Genomic DNA, 17231 nt, shown 5'->3' on the forward strand with positions numbered 1-17231 from the left:
TCAAACTCTCATTTTAAAAGTTTGTGACTCATAAATTTTACTAGCGAATTGACTTCGCAACTGTTGTTTGCACTTACCATTCGGTAAGCGACCTCACACATTTGATTTGTCGAAACTTTGTTCAGTTTTCAAAGATCTACTTTTGATTGTCGCAATTGACAACTATTAAATAATATCACTAATTTAATCATCTGTCAATTATAATTTAATTAGAATGATGAAACGCTCAATTGCTTTTCAAGATCCTTTGTTGCAACGACAACTTTCATAGTATAGCAACTATAAATTTGAATGTCAACAACTTTTTTTAAATAAATTATCAATGCGGCTTGTTGTTTAACAACAACGTTTAATAATATACCGCCAAAAAAGCCTATCGTCAACACTTTTTTGCTTTTTTTATTCACAAGCGCTTCCATTTGCGCTTACCCTCTGGTAAAAGTCTCAGGATCTCCTCTTTCTATAAATATTAGCATCTATATATTCTTCAAATATAAACTTTGTTTTGTTCTAAATCTTCGTCAAATAATAGTTTTTCGCCAAAAGATGATCAGCTATCTTGATAAGTTAACTGCTCGAGCACTGGATAACAAACAGCAAGCAGCAGTATTGCACTTAAGTCTATTTAAAAACCCGCTACTATTCCAAATGTGAATCGGGTAGGAGATAGTTCACACTATCGACCTCCCACACCACCGTACGTACGGAACCGTATACGGCGGTTCAACAACTTAAGCTTTTGCTTGAATTGACTGATACAACTGGGACATGTTTAATAGTCCTCGTTGTGTCAGTCTTTTGTTCGTTATGGTCATCAACAATGTTTTACTGTGCGCGTTACGCCAGTATCCTTTCCGTGTATTCACGTAGATTTTGGCTTGTTCACGGCTCATGCCTAATCTGACCAGTGCTTTGAACCGGGTCCCAATATTCTTCCACTGCTTCCAGATGTACTGTCGGATGCGCGAACGCAACCATTCATCTAAATGTTGAAGGAAGATTTTCATCTTCCCAATTGAATAATATTGGATCCAACCCTGCATTTTTTGCTTGATTTCATGCAAAATCTTATCAAGGCTAACGCCTCGATTTCTCTTGGTGATTCTTTTCAATTCTTGTTTAATTCTTTGCTTGGCCTTTTGATGAGGGCGCGGATAGGCGCCATTGCGCCCCACACTCAGAGAAAAGCCCAGAAACTTCAGCCTTAGAGGAGAGCCGACTTGCGTCTTCTCTGCATTCACTTTAACCTTGAGCTTCTTTTCCAAGAACTGTGTGATACTTTTCAGAACGCGTTCACCTGCACGTTTACTTTTGACGTAAATATTACAGTCATCTGCATAGCGCACAAATTTATGCCCTCTTTTGGTCAGTTCTTTATCCAGCTCGTTTAAGTAGATATTTGCCAGTAATGGCGAAATATTGCCACCTTGGGGTGTACCCTTAACGGACTTTCCAAAAAGTTGACCACTCATCACACCACTCGTTAAGAATTTACGAATCAGATGCAGGATCCATGGTTCGTTGATGTAGTTTCCAAGAAACTTAATCAGCAGGTCATGGCTGACATTGTCAAAATAGGATTTTAAATCTAGGTCGACCACATAGTGGTAGCCTTGATTGTAATAACTGACCACTTTTCGCACTGCGTCTTTTGCACTGCGATGTGGTCGAAAGCCATAACTATTGTCGGAAAATACCTGTTCAAAGATTGGTATGAGTTGTTGCGCTACGGCTTGTTGAACCACACGGTCGACAACCGTTGGGACCCCTAGCTTGCGCTTTGACCCGTCGGCTTTAGGGATTTCTACTGTCTTGACCGGCTGGGGCTGATAGCTTTCAGAGCGCAACTCTTCCACCAACTTTGTGTTATTTTCCTTCAAGTAAGGACCGAGTTCTTCAACGGTCATGCCGTCGATTCCCCCAGCTCCTTTATTACGTTTGACATGCTTATAGGCCGCATTTAAATTATTGCGGTCTAAAATCTTCTCACGTAATAAGCCATTCTGAATTCTCTGTTCACCAGAAACAATACTACGCGCTCCTGTTTTCTGCGATTGTCGCATTGTTTCCACCTCCAGGATGAATCAAAATTATTGTTGTTCAGCCCTTCACCATTACTGGCTACTATGGCCTCGGCTGACTTCTGTCATGGACGACCCAACATTACTGTTAAGCCTGTTCCTGCCAGAATTAACTTCCGGCTTGAGGGAACCGCCGTGACAGACCTCCCCGGGTAAGAACAGTAGCTTTCACATCAAACCGTTGGCTTTACTGTGACGGTTTCGAGTGGTCAAGGACTTCGGTTTGTTAGGCAACCTCATCCTACCGTTTTCAGCCTTTTAGCCACTTCTTGTACATCGATTCGATGTTTTGTCTAGTGCTTCCTTCAGATTCTACCTCGCGATAGACACCCTTGCCTTCGACTCGTGATACCGACCACTACGGCTCACAGCGGACTCACACCGCCTAGTTACTGCCCTTGCCGGGCGCACCTAAAAAAGCCTAGACAGCTGTGACTGTCTAGGCTCAAAATTACTTTTTCTTTTGTTTAGTGAAGATCGATTTAATACCACGAGTAATAACTTGAAAGAAGGTCAACGAGCGCACGATCCTTTCAGGCTCAATGTAAACTCGTACCGCACGCAGAACCTTTTTAGGCTCCTTAGACGAGAAGTTCAACATACCGTTGCGTTTAGTTTGGAAACCAAAGCGGGGGATCCATTTGCCGCCAAAATAAACTGACGCAACGACTAAACTAACTTCATCCCACGGGATCTGAATGTATTTTTGCGGATCCCTGTCATCATAAAATTCAAAAGCCTTGTCGCCGACCATTATCTGACCGTAGTCATTCATTCCCATATGTGAGGTGCCAGGAATGATCAGATCAACTTTACTATTTAGCGACTGGACTCGTTCGTTTCTTTTTTTCTTGGTTCTCCCGAACATTGGTTAATCCTCCAAATCCTTCTTTAACAACTAATACCGTTATATCAAAATCGGCCCCATTGTTCAATCACAATGAGACCGATAAAGCGTTAATAACTTATATTAAAGCAATCCGATAACGTGACCGACGATACCAACAATGAAGATACCTAAGATGATCACGATTGGAGAAACTTTCTTCTTTAATAACCACATGCAAAGGAAAGTCAAAAGCAGCGGAACAAGACCAGGGATCAATGAGTCCAAGTTGTCTTGCAAGGTTGTAACTTTGATTCTTTCCAGAGAAAGGCCGGAAGCTTGATCTGACAATGCCTTGTGAATACCTTCTGTACCACTTGGCAAGTTCTTCCAATCAATATATGCACCCTTTTGCTGCTGAATGCTGGAAACAACTGGAGTGAATTTAATGTTAACCCAGCGTTCGATCAAAGCACCCAAAACAAACATACCCATCATGGAAGCGCCACGAGTGATCATCTGCAGCAAGCCGCCAGAAAGATCTTCTGTGATAGCATTACCGGCTTTATAACCGAATTCCTGAGTATACCAGATCGTTGCGAGACGAATAACGTTCCACAAAACGAAGAACAACAAAGGACCCATGATGCTTCCGCCTAAGGCAAGTGAAGCACCCAAAGCACCGATCATTGGACGAACAGTGAACCAGAACACAGGATCACCAACACCGGCCAAAGGACCCATCATACCAACTTTAACCCCTTGGATCGCAGCGTCGTCAATTGCGGCACCGTTAGCACGTTCTTCTTCCAAGGCCAATGTCACACCCATGATTGGCGGTGCAACGTATGGATGAGTGTTAAAGAATTCCAAATGACGCTGGTAAGCAGCGGCACGGTCTTCTTTTTTCTTGTACAATTTGTTGATAGCAGGGATGATTGAGTAAGCCCAGCCACCATTTTGCATACGTTCGTAGTTCCATGAACCCTGAAGGAATTGTGAACGCCAAGCAACTTTCCAACGATCATGTTTCGTCAGAGTAATTTTCTTTTCATTAACTGCTGATTCAGCCATTGTTTTTCCCTCCTTTTATCTTAATAGTCATCCAGAATATCGCCCAATGGGTCGCCAGTATTACTGCCGCCGCCATTGTTGCTTGAGCCGCTGCCGCCCTTATCGAGTGACAAGTACATCAAAGCAAGAGCAATACCCAAAGCACCAATAGCGATCAATGTCAGATCGGAAAGTGCTGCGATAACGAAACCAATGATAAAGAATGGCCAAACTTCGCGGGAAGCCATCATGTTGATAACCATTGCGTAACCAACGGCAACGACCATCCCACCACCGATACTCATACCATCGCTCAACCATGCAGGCATTGATTCAAGCATGCTGCGCACTGATGATGCAGGGATAACTAAGAGGAGTGCTGCAGGGATCGCAATACGCAAACCTTGCAAACCAATACATAGATATTGCCAGAAATCAATCATTTTTGAGTTGCCTTCTGCGGCAGCTTTATCCATCAAATGAACAATAGCAACTGTAATTGTACGAACAAGCATTGTTAAGAACAAACCAGCAACAGCCAAAGGAATAGCAATAGCTACGGCTGAACCAATACCCTTAACACCTTGTCCACCTTGAACCAAAATAATAGAAGAAGCAATAGCAGCTAAAGCAGCATCAGGCGCAACAGCGGCACCAACGTTAGCCCAGCCTAAGGCGATCATTTGTAATGAACCGCCCAACATAATTCCTTCAGTCAGATGTCCAGTAACTAAACCAATCAACGTACATGCTACCAATGGTTGATGGAATTGCCACTGATCCAAGATACCTTCCATGCCGGCGAAGAACGCCACGATCACTACTAATACCATAGAAATAGCTGACATGAAATAACCCTCCTTTTCAATTTTAACCGGATTACAAACCTAATTCTTTACGAGCTTTTTCAACTAATTCGTCAAAGTTGCCGCGCTTGTCAGCTGGCACTTTACGCAAGTCAAATTTAATGCCCAATTTCTTCAATTCATCAAAAGCCTTAACATCTTCAGGTCCCATGGATAAAACATTATTCACGGCAACTTTGCCAGTTGAATGTGACATTGAACCAATGTTAAGTTCCTGGAGATCCATGCCGCCTTTAATAGCTGCTAATGCATCTTCTGGGTTTTCGAATAAGATCAAAGCTTTAGTGTTGCCAAAACGAGGATCGTTGGCAACTTCTTTCATCTTCTCCAAAGGAATAACGTTAGCCTTAACTCCAGGAGGAGCCGCCTGAACGATCATGCTCTTACGCAAGTTGTCATGTGCCACACCATCAGAAACAACAATGATCCGGTTAGGAGCAGTTGTCTTAGTCCATGATGTTGCAACTTGACCGTGCAGTAAACGTGAATCGACACGGGCGAGAACATACTTGATCTTGCCATCACCGATCACAGTTCCTTCAGGAATTGCACCGCCTTTTGGTTGTCCGTCATTAGCAACAGGAGTTGCTGCAGCTTCTTTAGGCTGCAAAGCTTCTGGCTTGACCTTGACCCCATCCTTAGCTGTTTCAATGATATGAGCAGCAATGTCTTGTGCTTTATCCATTGAAAGACGTGAAGCATAAGCTTCGATAACCATTGGCAAGTTCATGCCGGCTACGATTGCCCAACTATCTTTATGCGCCTCGAAGACGTTGCTAGCCTGGTTGAATGGTGTGCCGCCCCACAGATCAACTAAGATCAATACTTGGTCTGGATCGTCAAAAGAAGCGACTGCTTTTTCCAGCTTGGCATGAACATCATCCGGACCTTCGCTGCGCTCAAGAATAACCGTTTGGACATTTTCCTGTTCGCCGAAGATCATTTCAGCTGACTGGTAAATGCCTTCCGCGAAGGTTCCGTGGCTCGCTAGGATAATACCTACCATTTTGTGTACCTCCCACAATAAAATTTTTCCGGTCTCCCGGATTTATCTATTCTTGTATTTTCATCTGGTTTCTAAGAGTTGACCTTATTGCTTAGTAGTTTCAACCAAGCCTTTTTCTCGCAAAATCTTCCAGAGATCTTTGGAAGAATCCCCGTAAACCTTGCGAATATCCAACTTGATCCCTTGATCGTGGATCCACTGTAAAGCTGCAATATCCTTTTGATTAACTGAAATGCTGTCGGTCACCATCTTGCGCGAGCTTTCAAAGCTTAACGCGCCGATGTTGATTTGATCGACTTGAATCCCGTTTTCGATTAAAAAGCAAGCATCAGCCGGATCTTCAACCAAGATCAGTGCTTTAAAGCTGTTAAAGCGCGGGTCAAAATAGATTCGCAGCATTTTCATCAGAGGTATCACATGGACCTTGATCCCCGGTGGACTGGCTTGCTTGATCAGAGTTTTGCGGATATTATCCCGCGCAACTTGATCAGAGACCACAATAATTCGGCCAACTTTCAAAACCTTAGCCCAATTAGTTGCAACTTGCCCATGGAGCAAACGGCTATCAACACGCAGCAACCGTATTTCCATTCTTAACCACCTTTACCTAACAAATAAGTTCAACTCACTGCCACCACGACAAAAATACATTGTGGAAATTTCAAAGCATCATCTATAGCTCTCGGCGCTGCCAGCAAAAAGCGAAATAATTATGATAACAAATTCATGGGCCAGCAGTACACAAACTATAGACTCAACTTCAAAAAGCTCCACCTTTTATATAGCAAATTCCGTGCCAACTTTTGTGTATCAAAGGTAAAGCTTGTTCTAACAATGTTTAAAAAAAATTAAAAAAGCTCTCTGATACACAATTTAGTGTATCAGAGAGATAGTGTATCTTATTTTGTCATTTCTGTATCGAGTAATTTGACGATATAGTATACTTCTTCTGGCGGAAATTTTAAATTCAACGTTCCTTCAATGATCTGTCCTGCGTCTTGAACCGTCTGGTATAGGTTTTCCTTTTCCAGTCCAGCCATTTCTTCAGTCGTTGCAGTTAAAGGCGAACGAAGCAAACAGCGTTCAATTGCGCCTGCTAAGTGCATGACAACGCTGATCCGCAAGGAGTTCGTAAAGTCAAAATCGACCTTAGCAGCAAGATAGTCGCAATACTGCCACAGCACACCGATCAGTTTTTGCGGGTTAATAAAAGTAAAGTACTGGCCAAGATATTGCTGCGCCTTTTTCTCAGTCAAATTTTCTGAATTATTCAACGAAGCTTCACCCACAGTCTCTTCATCCGTTTCGCTCATTTCTTCCAGCATCTCAACGAAATTCTCACCACCGCCTTGCAGCAGATCTTTGAGTGAAATAAATGGAACAGGCAGGTTAGGCCGCGTGACGCCGGTCGTTGCAATAATTTGATATTTTCGTTTCAAATCTTCGATCGTTTGGTCCATGCCGATCACAGAAATCGGGAGGACCACAATATCATCAATCAAATGGTCCACTAGAATCTTATCTAAGATCTCCTTGATTTTTTCAGCCGTTCCTTGACCCGTCGCACACAAGGCTACGATCGCACGCGGACGGGAATCACCCACACTCAGTTCATCTTCTTCATTCGGCTCTGTGGAAAACGGTCGCGAATACCCATTAAAATCTGAGACTTCGCGGTAGACCATGTCCAAGCTGCTGTCGATCAGTGAAGATTTACGGGCGGCTTCAAGCACCATCGCAGTTGTCACCATATCGATCGTCTTAACAGGAATCCCAGTCATTTCCTCTAACTTGCTATTAAAAGTCCCTAAAGAACCCATATCAACCAGTAATAAGACCCCGCTGCCCTGATCGATCTGTCTGACTTTATCTGCAATTCCCTTGAGGGCAGTCTGCGGATCAACTTCTAGCGCCATATCAAATGAAGCTAAGTTGTCAGCAGAAAGAAGCTGCCGGACAACATGCACCATCGACGAAGCCGTACTATTGCCATGGGCGGCAACCACGATCCCTACTTTGCCGCTGCTTGGTTCTGCTTTTAATGAAGCCAGCAAAATCGCCAAGTAGTATAATTCCGAGTCCGGCACGGGCATTTGATAGTGAGTCTCCAACATTTTCTTGATTTCCTGGCTCATGCTAAACTCTCGCGGATAATCATCTACCATGGAAATAATATTGTTGGCGACCCGCCGCAATGGCTTGCCAGATTGGACACGTTTAATAAACGAACTGATATGCAGACTCATCCCATAGAGGAAGTTTTCTCCGACTTCATAGCGTTCATCCTGCAAAAAATTGCCGATCTCAGTCGTAACATCAATAATATCTTGGTCAATGATTTCCGTGAAGCTTTTTTCCGTCCGGTCAAATTTAGCATTTTTGTAAAAAGATTTTAAATGGACGTTGATGTCGGTCATGATGAAATTGTTGATTGCTGCTTGATCTAGGCCCTCATCTTGCAGAACTTGTGCTTTTTCACCGATCACTTCATATAGGTTATAAGGAAGTTCATAGTTATCGGTTGAGGCAACCGCCGGCGCAGTCGAGTCATCCGGATGGATCAGCAAGGTCGGATCTAGCAATTTAGTCAAGCGGCTCTGCTCTTCTCGGTTCGCGGCTAAGCGCGGCACGCCTTCTTTAATATTAGCCGGCATCACGTCGAAATAGAGCTTGATTTCCTGCTCGTTATCGATGCTGCTCAAAAAGCCTTGCGCACAGACAAGCTGCACGTTAGATTTAAGTTGGCCGACATTACCGTATGTCACGCTGCCGATTAAAGCCTGAACAACATCTTCGTTTAAGCGAATGTCCCGGTGGATCCGGTTGGCTTCGATCGTTAATAGTCGTTTTAACATGGAAACACGTTCACGCATCGTCCGATCTTGGAAAGCCGGCATCTGGATCATGATTGGGATCCGCCGCACAAAGGTCTGCAATAAGGAACTTTCAGGATCTTCAGTCGTAGCACAGATCAAACGAACATCGGCATGATGGATTTTGCCAGATTCGCCTAATTTGTTATAGGTCCCATGGTCCATGAAATAAAAAATCATTTCCTGACCTTCCGGCGGCAGGCGATGAACTTCATCTAAGAAGAGCATCCCGCCATCGGCTTGCTGGATCAACCCGTCTTTTTCCTCATTTGCGCCGGTAAAAGCCCCTTTAGTGTAGCCAAAGAGCTGTGACATTAATAATTGAGGGTTATGAGCATAGTCGGCACAGTTAAAAACTGTCATTTCGGGATGAGCCAAGACATTTTTTTCGGTTGCAAATTGGTACATCGCATTCGCAAAGTACGTTTTCCCAGATCCAGTCGGACCGGTGATCAAAACATTGAGTCCATGCGGCGGGTACAAAATCGCTGCTTTAGCCTGCTCGACCTGGTTTTTTAGACTTTCCCGCCGGCCGATCATAGTCTCAAAAAAATCAGTCTTTTCTGCGAAGTCGGCATCGCCAGTTTGAGCAACTGCAGCAACAGTTGCTGCTTGGTTTGCCGCCGACTTGACAGCAGAGCTATTAAGTTTCCCCCCAGCCTCCAATAAACGATAGCGGACCGGACGACCTTGAGATTTCTCCAACACATTTTCTCTGACCAGTGCGTTTAATTCCTTGCTGACATTCGAACGAATCAGTCCGACCGCTTCAGAAACTTCCAAGGTCGTCAGTCCTTGTTCCACAGCTTCCGGCTGCTGTTGCAGGTACTCAAGGATTTTTTCTTGCCTTGTCATAATTGTCCCCATTTCAAATAAACCGTTGTGAAATTACTGTATCAATTATAACACACTAGCTTTTATTTGACGCCTCTATTACACTTCCAATCAAAAAACCGCAAAGTTCAGATCATAATTATTTCTGCTATAATGAAAAAAAGAAAAATATTCACCGATTCAGCGCAACAGGAGAGAGAAAATGCAATATCTTGATTATGGACTGCAAGACAGCTGGGAATCATTGACCCAAGACGAATCACCGATCGACTTGAAACTCAACGAGATCCAGCAGATTTCTTGGTCCAAACAACCGCTTAAAACCGTTTTTAAACCCAATGACCCAATTACAAAAAAAGTCCAGGAAAACGGCGATCAGTTTTTAGCACATGGAAGTTTAGAGCTTGGAAGCGAGCACTATACACTGCAACGTCTGCATTTTCATGACGGCAGTGAGCACACTTTTAACGGACAGCGGCTAGACGGAGAGATCCACCTAGTGTACCAGGGAGAAAATGGGCAAAACCTGGTCCTGGCGATTCTGTGTCAGATCCAAGCGGAACAGCCGGAAAAATTGCCTTTGGCACGGATCTATAGCGGTCAAGCCGAAAGTGAAGAGCTTGCTCAACTTTTCAGCAGCGACCTCTCCTATGTGCGTTATACCGGCTCCTTGACGACCCCGCCTTTAACCCCAAATGTCACTTGGATCGTCATGACCTCTCCTCACCTAATCTCACCAGCTTCAAAAGAAGCACTTCATTTGGACTATCCGGAAAACCATCGCAAGCTGCAAGCTCAAAATGGCAGAAAGATCGTCCTTTACCTGCAATAGAAATTATTAAAGCGGGCTGCAGAAACCATAATTGATTTCAGCAGCCCGCTTTATTTGTCAAGGTCCTTTTGACAGACCCCCGCTTGTATCTAATTACTTAGCAATGTAAGTTTCCTTCCAGTTGTTGGTAACACCAGCTGTGTTTTGAATCAAGCCTTTAACTGTGCTTCTAACCATTGTCGGCTGGTTCAACTGATACAGTGGAGCAACCCCTTGGTCGCGGTTTAAGATCTTAGAAGCTTGAACTAAGTCGTCCCAACGTTTTTGCTTGTTGCCAGCGTCTGTCGTCTTAGAAGCTTGAACAAGTTTGTCGTATTCAGCGTTCTTCCATTTACCATCATTGTATGAGTTATCAGAGGTAAAGAGGTCGACGAAACTGATCGCATCAGAGAAATCAGCGCCCCAAGAACCAACGACAACATCAAATTGTTGAGTTTTCGCACGATCAAGACGTGTCTTGAATGGTACATTTTGAACCTTAACATCAATGCCCAGGTTCTCACCCAACTGACTTTGAATGAAGGCTGTAACTTTCTTCAAGACATCCGTATCATCACCCAAAAGTGTGAAGCTCAATTTCTTTTGGCCAGTTTCCTTCAAGCCTTCCTTGAGCAATTGTTTAGCTTTCTTCTTATTGTACGTTACGCCTTCTTTAGTTGCAGCTGCATCAGCAAAGTCTTTGCCTTGATATGACTGCAGACCGGATGAAACGATCCCTTTCGAAACTTTAGTTCCTGAACCAAGCACTTTATTAGCTAACTGCTTCCGGTCAATTGCGTAAGAAATTGCCTGACGGATCTTCTTGTTTTGGAAAACTTTTTGAGTCTGATTGAATTCCAAGTAGCTTGTTCGTGCCTGTTTCAAGACCTGATAATCAGGCTTGCTGGACAGTTGCTTGGCTTGTTCAGTACTCAGGAATGTTTCATCCAGTTTCTTAGACTGATACAAGTTGTAGGCAGTTGATGTGTCCTTGTTGACCTTGAAGTTGATTTGATCTAACTTAACATTTTTCTTATCCCAGTAATTGCTGTTCTTAGCTAATGACCAGCTCAAGTTCGAACCCGTCCAGCCGGTCATCTTAAATGGTCCGTTGTATGCCATATACTTCGAAGCAGTACCATACTTAGAACCGTATTTATCAACCGCAGTCTTGCTTTGCGGGAAGAAAGATGGGAAGCCCATCAGCAATTTGAAATATGGTAATTTCTTATCTAAAGTCACAACCAGTTTGTATTTGCCGTCTGCCTTGATTCCCAATGCAGTCCCCGGTTTCTTACCATTCATGACATCATTGGCATTTTTGACACCGTCAAATAAGTATGCATACTCTGAACCAGTTTTTGGATCCAGTGTTCTGCGCCAGGAATAGACGAAATCTTGGGCTACTACCGGGTCGCCATCAGACCATTTGTCGTTCTTACGCAAATTAAAGGTATATGTTAGACCATCTTTAGAAACTTTAGTCGATTTAGCGAGTCCAGGTTCGACCTTCGAGTTTTTCCCTAAGCGGTACAAACCTTCCATACTATTATTCATCATATCAAAACTGATCGTATCGGTAGCTTTAGACGGGTCCATCGATGGCAATTCTGATGCCTCATCCCAATTTAGGACCTGTTTTTCAGCTAAATTGCCGCTGCTAGACGACGATTTAGATCCACAGGCTGTCAACGCTAGCCCAGCAACAACTACGACGGCTCCAGCTGAAAATACTTTTTTTAAGCTCATAGGCTTTGCTCCTTTTTTCATTAACCATTTTATAATGTTTTTAAAAGTATATTATCATTGTGCATAAAATTCAAGTCTTTTGCGAAAAAAATATTCTACCGTTAAATCAAGAATAACTATTGATATCCAAGTATTTTCAAGCCTTCAAAGGTTTTGGACCGAATGTAACTATATTTTAATTTTAAAATTAGGATTTTTCTAGCATTTTTAAGTTTTGCACTATTTTTCTCATTTTTAAGCACAGAATGGAAATATTTCTGCGCAGGATGAGGAAGTTATCCTTAAGACGCAAAAAATGCTAAAATAAAGCTAAAACTTGAATTAGTAATTAGCTTTAAAGGGGGCAAAGGCATGGTTAAAGACATTTCTTCCTCTCCAGTGGAGATCACCCGTCAAAATAAGCGCCAAAGACTGCTTGAAATCGTCCATGTGATCCGTGAACATGACATGGTCCGGAATTTCATCCGGCAAAAAGAGCCGCACGAAGTTCGTCTTGGTTTCGAGGAACTTGGACCGACTTTCATTAAAATCGGCCAGATCCTTTCAACTCGGCCAGACCTGGTTTCGCCTGCCTACACCCATGAATTCAGCAATTTGCAAGACAATGTTCCAATTGATGATTACACAACGGTCGCGCAGACTTTTCGGACACAGACCGGTCAAGAGATCAGTGATGTTTTTGCTTCGTTTGACGAGCAACCGTTTGCCTCGGCCTCCATTGGACAGACCCACCATGCCCTGCTGCAAGATGGAACATCCGTTGTAGTCAAGATCCAACATCCAAAGGTCCAAGAATTAGTACAGACCGATATGGAATTATTTGAAAAAGCTGTCAGCATTTCTAAGATCGCACCGGATATTGGCGTGATCGACCCCGAAGAAATTTTTCAGGAAATCAGAAACGCCTTGTATAACGAGATCAATACCGCGACCGAGATCCGCAACGGACAAGAATTTTATGAATTAAATCACTCAGACGGCATCATTCGTGTGCCGCACACTTACGCGGAACTTTCGGCGCAGAAAGTCCTTGTGACCAGCTACATGCCTGGAGACAGCATCAAATATTATCTCGACGAGCCTTTAAGCAGCGACGTGCAGGTCGCCAAGCAGCAACGTGCCGAACGAAAGGCGGTAGCTGAAGCACTCGTCAAAAACTTCGTTAAACAAGTCTTTGACGATAATTTTTTTCATGCTGATCCGCACCCCGGCAATATTTTGTTCAAACGCTTTGACCACGAGGAGATCAAAGAAGATAACCGCAATCGCGAATTCGAACGCAAGGTCCGCGGTAAAAAAACTAGCTTAAGAGCCAAAGATGATCTGCCCGACTACCGGATCACTTACCTCGATTTCGGCATGATGGGACGACTGACACCTAACCTAGTCGATGGGATCATCCAGATCATCCTGGCATTAAACACCAAAGATACCCGCACGATCGGCCAAGCGATCCTGACGATCTGCAACAGAACAGGTCCACTGGACCAAGGCAAGTTTTTTGAAGAACTGGGGATCTTCTTACAGCCATACATGCAGATGGGCTTAGGCCAAGTCGACCTTCCCAGCTTATTGTTTGAAGTCATCAAGCTTTGTCGCAGCAATAACCTCCAGGCTAAATCTGAGGTCACTTTGCTAGTCAAAGCTTTTGCCTCGCTGGAAGGCATCGTTGCACGACTAGATCCAACTTTGGCAATGATGGATGTCGCGCGTCCGTTCGCGAAAGAATATCTCTTAGATCATTTCAGCTGGAAAGGACTGGTTGAGGACTCAGCCTTGGATCTTTTCCAGTCATTAAAAGCCGCGCCTAAATTCCCGCTGAAAATCGAGCAGCTGATCAACTTGCTGACCACCGGGCAGACTAAACTGAATATTCAGCTAAAAGGACAAGAACCATTTTTTGCTAACCTAGCCAAACTCATTGACCGGCTTGTAGCTGCACTGATCATCTCTGCGTTGATCTTAGGCTCATCGCTGCTTGTACAAGGCAGTGCCGGTCATCCTGCAATCTACAAGCTCGGAGTGACCGGCTATATCATTTCGTTTGTTGTGATCTTGCTTTTGATCGGTTACTCACTTCACACCCGCTTTAAGAACCGCAAATGAAAAAAGGTGTTTTTGATTGCATCTTCTGTGAAAATGTTTACTATTAAAGTTAGAAGGATCCTTTAATTATCAAGCTGAAAACCGCCTTGGCATTGACCTGTTCAAGGCGCTGATCAACCAACAAACCTATCTTAGAAAGGAAGTAGCAGTGTTATGGCAAACGACATTTCGAACCGTTTCAATGATTTAGCAAATTCAGGCGAGGAATTTTTTAAAAACTTTGGCCGGCCATTCTTAAACTTCAGCGACTCATTTAAAGAATTGCGGAGCGATGTCAACGAAACAGATACCGATTATACCGTTGCAATTGATGTCCCAGGTGTTGACAAAAAAGACATTTCGATCGATTTTAAGGATAATACCTTGACTGTTTCTGCCAAACGTGAATCTTTCGCCGACCGCAGTGACAAGGAAGGCAACTTGATCGCTAATGAACGCAGTTATGGCCGTTTCACCCGGCAGTATAATTTTCCAGATGTTGATCATGAAAAGATCGGCGCAAAATATGAAGATGGAGTTTTGACAGTAACTTTACCGAAAACTTCAGCCGGTCAAAGCAACACCCATCGGATCGAAATTGACTAAAAACATTGAAACACTACCCCTAAGCAGACTGACAGCTTAGGGGGTTTAATTTATATCAAAAGTCTAACTTATGTTTGAAAAAGAAAAATTAGGTTGCTGGCAACCTTTTATCCTGCTGTTGAGCCAAGTCGTAAAGAAAGAAAAAAGTTTTCGGTCATATCTTCCGTTAACTAGCTTAAATTTTCAAATCTTTCCTGCTAGAACACTTGTAATTCTGCACAAGTTGTCTTTTTGAATGAACCGATGATTTTTACCGTTATATCAGCATTTTTAACCAATTAATTTCTTACAGATTTCCGGGTGAGAACGGTTGCAATCTAATTTGTGGTGTGTTATAAAATAGGTGTAAGGAAAGATCAAGACTCAGTGAGTGAGTCAGACAATTGAATAGAGTACTACTATTAAGATTTAGAAGATCGTTCAAATGATGATCAACTAGATTCAACCAAAATAGAGGATATGATGGAAGGTGTTTGAACCAACATGCTAACGATCCAAACACAAAGATTCTTCTCATAGAGGGTGATTGAACCAACATGAGTAGTGTTTCAACCACAGAAAAAATTTAGTCGATTGGAAGTGATGAAGTCAACATGACGATTTTTAGCTCCGTCAACTCGCAGCTGATCGGTCACGAGCTCTTAATAACCGGTGTTGACCGCAATCAGATCAGAGGAGCAAGTGCTAAGTGATGACAAGGCAAAAGATAAATGCTTGCTCAACAAGAGTTGCGGAAACTCGATCTTTCCTTACGGCAGCACAGAAAGTTCAGCACCCATAATGTGTGAATATCTTAGGAGAAACACGTGAACCTCCAAGATGATATGTATGAGTAGATTTGCGGGCCTGAACTTTTTAATTGTTAACACCAGACACTAAGAATTTTAGGTTGACTTCAAAAGGTAAATGTTAAAAAATGAGTTTTAGTTTAGTTATAGCAACATCAGATAGTTAGGGTCTAGAGCAAAGTTTAAATATTTGTTCTAGACTCTTTTTTGGTGCGAGCTTTTAAAAAACACACGTTTGCTATTTACATATTTTGACTTCATAATGGAGACAAATAAGTTAGCAATGAAAGTTGGTGCTTCCCGTGAAACAGACCTCGATTTTTGATCAAAACGAAAACAATAATGCGCCCTTGGCTTATCGTGTCAGACCGCAAAATTTGCAAGAATTCTACGGTCAAAAACACATCTTAGGGCCTGGTAAAGTGCTGCAAGAGCTGATCGATCAAGACCAACTGTCCTCTTTGATCTTCTGGGGACCTCCAGGTGTCGGTAAGACGACCTTAGCACGCATCATTGCGGCACAAACCAAAGCCCACTTTTTAACTTTTAGCGCCGTGACGAGCAGTATCAAAGACATCAAGAAGATCATGCAAGAAGCTGAGGCAGCGCGCGAAATGGGCGAAAAAACGATCGTTTTCGTCGACGAAATTCACCGTTTTAACAAAGCCCAGCAAGATGCCTTCCTACCTTACGTTGAAAAAGGCAGTATTACCTTGATTGGAGCGACTACAGAAAATCCCTCTTTTGAACTAAACTCTGCCCTGCTTTCGCGCTGCAAAGTTTTTGTGCTGCATGAACTGCAACAAGTCGAGCTGATCGAGCTGCTTGAACACGCTCTCAACTCATCGCAGGGATTTCCCGGCTTGCAGATCCACATCGAACATGAGACTCTGGCTGAAATCGCAGCCTTTGCCAACGGTGATGGGCGGAATGCACTCAACACCCTGGAAATGGCGGTTTTAAACGGTAAACGTGACGGAAGAGATGTCACGATCGATCAGGAGACCCTCCACATGCTTTTGGGCAAAAAGTCCCTGCGCTATGACAAACACGGTGAGGAGCACTATAATGTTATTTCCGCCCTGCATAAATCAATGCGCAATAGTGACGTTCAGGCGGCGATTTACTGGTTATCGCGGATGCTGGATGGCGGTGAAGATCCATTATACGTGGCGCGCCGTTTAGTTAGATTTGCCAGCGAAGACATCGGCTTAGCAGACACTAATGCCTTAAATGTCGCTGTTAACGTCTTTCAAGCCTGTCAGTTTCTCGGAATGCCGGAGTGTGACGTGCATTTGACAGAAGCTGTGATCTATTTGGCACTGGCTCCTAAGTCTAACGCCGCCTACAAAGCTCGGCTGGCTGCCAAACAAGATGTTCACACCTACGGCAACTTACCCGTGCCGCTGCAGATCCGCAACGCTCCGACCAAGTTGATGGGAGACCTGGGCTATGGCAAGGACTACCAATATGCTCACAAAAGCAAAGATAAACTGACCTCAATGGAGACAGCACCGCCAGAGATCAAGGGACATCAGTACTATGAGCCTACTGACCAGGGCAAAGAAACTAGGTTTAAACAACGGTTAGAATATATTGAGCAATGGCATAGGGAACACTAAGTTGTGCCAAGGCCATGGCAGCATCGTACAG

At 43.5% G+C, this 17231-nt stretch carries 13 protein-coding genes; 4 read left to right on the plus strand and 9 right to left on the minus strand.

Annotated features, from left to right (window positions below; genetic code table 11):
• Positions 1-209 precede the first annotated feature (209 nt).
• The 8 genes from LFYK43_RS00755 to LFYK43_RS00795 all read right to left on the minus strand — a co-directional run bounded on the left by LFYK43_RS00755 (position 210) and on the right by LFYK43_RS00795 (position 9560).
• Entirely contained in the window at positions 210-419 is a 210-nt protein-coding gene (locus LFYK43_RS00755; protein WP_124974451.1) for a hypothetical protein, read from the minus strand.
• Between the two features lie 312 nt (positions 420-731).
• On the minus strand, positions 732-2063 hold the full coding sequence (gene ltrA / locus LFYK43_RS00760) for a group II intron reverse transcriptase/maturase (RefSeq protein WP_124974453.1): 1332 nt from the start codon (positions 2061-2063) through the stop codon (positions 732-734).
• Between the two features lie 469 nt (positions 2064-2532).
• The gene (locus tag LFYK43_RS00770; protein WP_124974455.1) at positions 2533-2949 is read right to left on the minus strand and encodes a DUF956 family protein; all 417 of its coding nucleotides are present in this window, start codon (positions 2947-2949) and stop codon (positions 2533-2535) included.
• Between the two features lie 102 nt (positions 2950-3051).
• Positions 3052-3981: a PTS system mannose/fructose/sorbose family transporter subunit IID gene (locus LFYK43_RS00775; RefSeq protein WP_124974457.1), complete on the minus strand. Its 930-nt coding sequence runs from the start codon at positions 3979-3981 to the stop codon at positions 3052-3054.
• Positions 3982-4001: 20 nt separating this feature from the next.
• Positions 4002-4808 (minus strand): PTS mannose/fructose/sorbose transporter subunit IIC, encoded by an 807-nt coding sequence (locus LFYK43_RS00780; RefSeq protein WP_124974459.1) that lies wholly within the window; start codon positions 4806-4808, stop codon positions 4002-4004.
• Positions 4809-4839: 31 nt separating this feature from the next.
• On the minus strand, positions 4840-5832 hold the full coding sequence (locus tag LFYK43_RS00785) for a mannose/fructose/sorbose PTS transporter subunit IIA (RefSeq protein ID WP_124974460.1): 993 nt from the start codon (positions 5830-5832) through the stop codon (positions 4840-4842).
• An 84-nt stretch (positions 5833-5916) separates the two neighbouring features.
• On the minus strand, positions 5917-6423 hold the full coding sequence (locus LFYK43_RS00790; RefSeq protein ID WP_124974462.1) for a PTS sugar transporter subunit IIB: 507 nt from the start codon (positions 6421-6423) through the stop codon (positions 5917-5919).
• A gap of 308 nt (positions 6424-6731) precedes the next feature.
• Positions 6732-9560, minus strand: coding sequence for a sigma-54-dependent transcriptional regulator (locus tag LFYK43_RS00795; protein ID WP_124974464.1), 2829 nt, complete (start codon positions 9558-9560; stop codon positions 6732-6734).
• Between the two features lie 181 nt (positions 9561-9741).
• On the opposite strand from LFYK43_RS00795, the gene LFYK43_RS00800 reads away from it, so the two are divergent.
• Positions 9742-10371, plus strand: a complete 630-nt coding sequence (locus tag LFYK43_RS00800) for a carbonic anhydrase family protein (protein WP_124974466.1) — start codon at positions 9742-9744, stop codon at positions 10369-10371.
• A gap of 93 nt (positions 10372-10464) precedes the next feature.
• On the opposite strand, the gene LFYK43_RS00805 is transcribed toward LFYK43_RS00800, so the two are convergent.
• Entirely contained in the window at positions 10465-12099 is a 1635-nt protein-coding gene (locus tag LFYK43_RS00805; RefSeq protein ID WP_124974468.1) for a peptide ABC transporter substrate-binding protein, read from the minus strand.
• Between the two features lie 351 nt (positions 12100-12450).
• On the opposite strand from LFYK43_RS00805, the gene LFYK43_RS00810 reads away from it, so the two are divergent.
• From LFYK43_RS00810 to LFYK43_RS00820, 3 genes are all read left to right on the plus strand, one after another.
• Positions 12451-14205: an ABC1 kinase family protein gene (locus LFYK43_RS00810; protein WP_124974470.1), complete on the plus strand. Its 1755-nt coding sequence runs from the start codon at positions 12451-12453 to the stop codon at positions 14203-14205.
• A 153-nt stretch (positions 14206-14358) separates the two neighbouring features.
• Entirely contained in the window at positions 14359-14790 is a 432-nt protein-coding gene (locus LFYK43_RS00815) for an Hsp20/alpha crystallin family protein (protein ID WP_124974472.1), read from the plus strand.
• Positions 14791-15880: 1090 nt separating this feature from the next.
• Positions 15881-17200, plus strand: a complete 1320-nt coding sequence (locus LFYK43_RS00820) for a replication-associated recombination protein A (RefSeq protein WP_124974474.1) — start codon at positions 15881-15883, stop codon at positions 17198-17200.
• Positions 17201-17231: the final 31 nt, after the last annotated feature.

Source organism: Ligilactobacillus salitolerans (assembly GCF_003864415.1).
GTDB lineage: Bacteria > Bacillota > Bacilli > Lactobacillales > Lactobacillaceae > Ligilactobacillus > Ligilactobacillus salitolerans.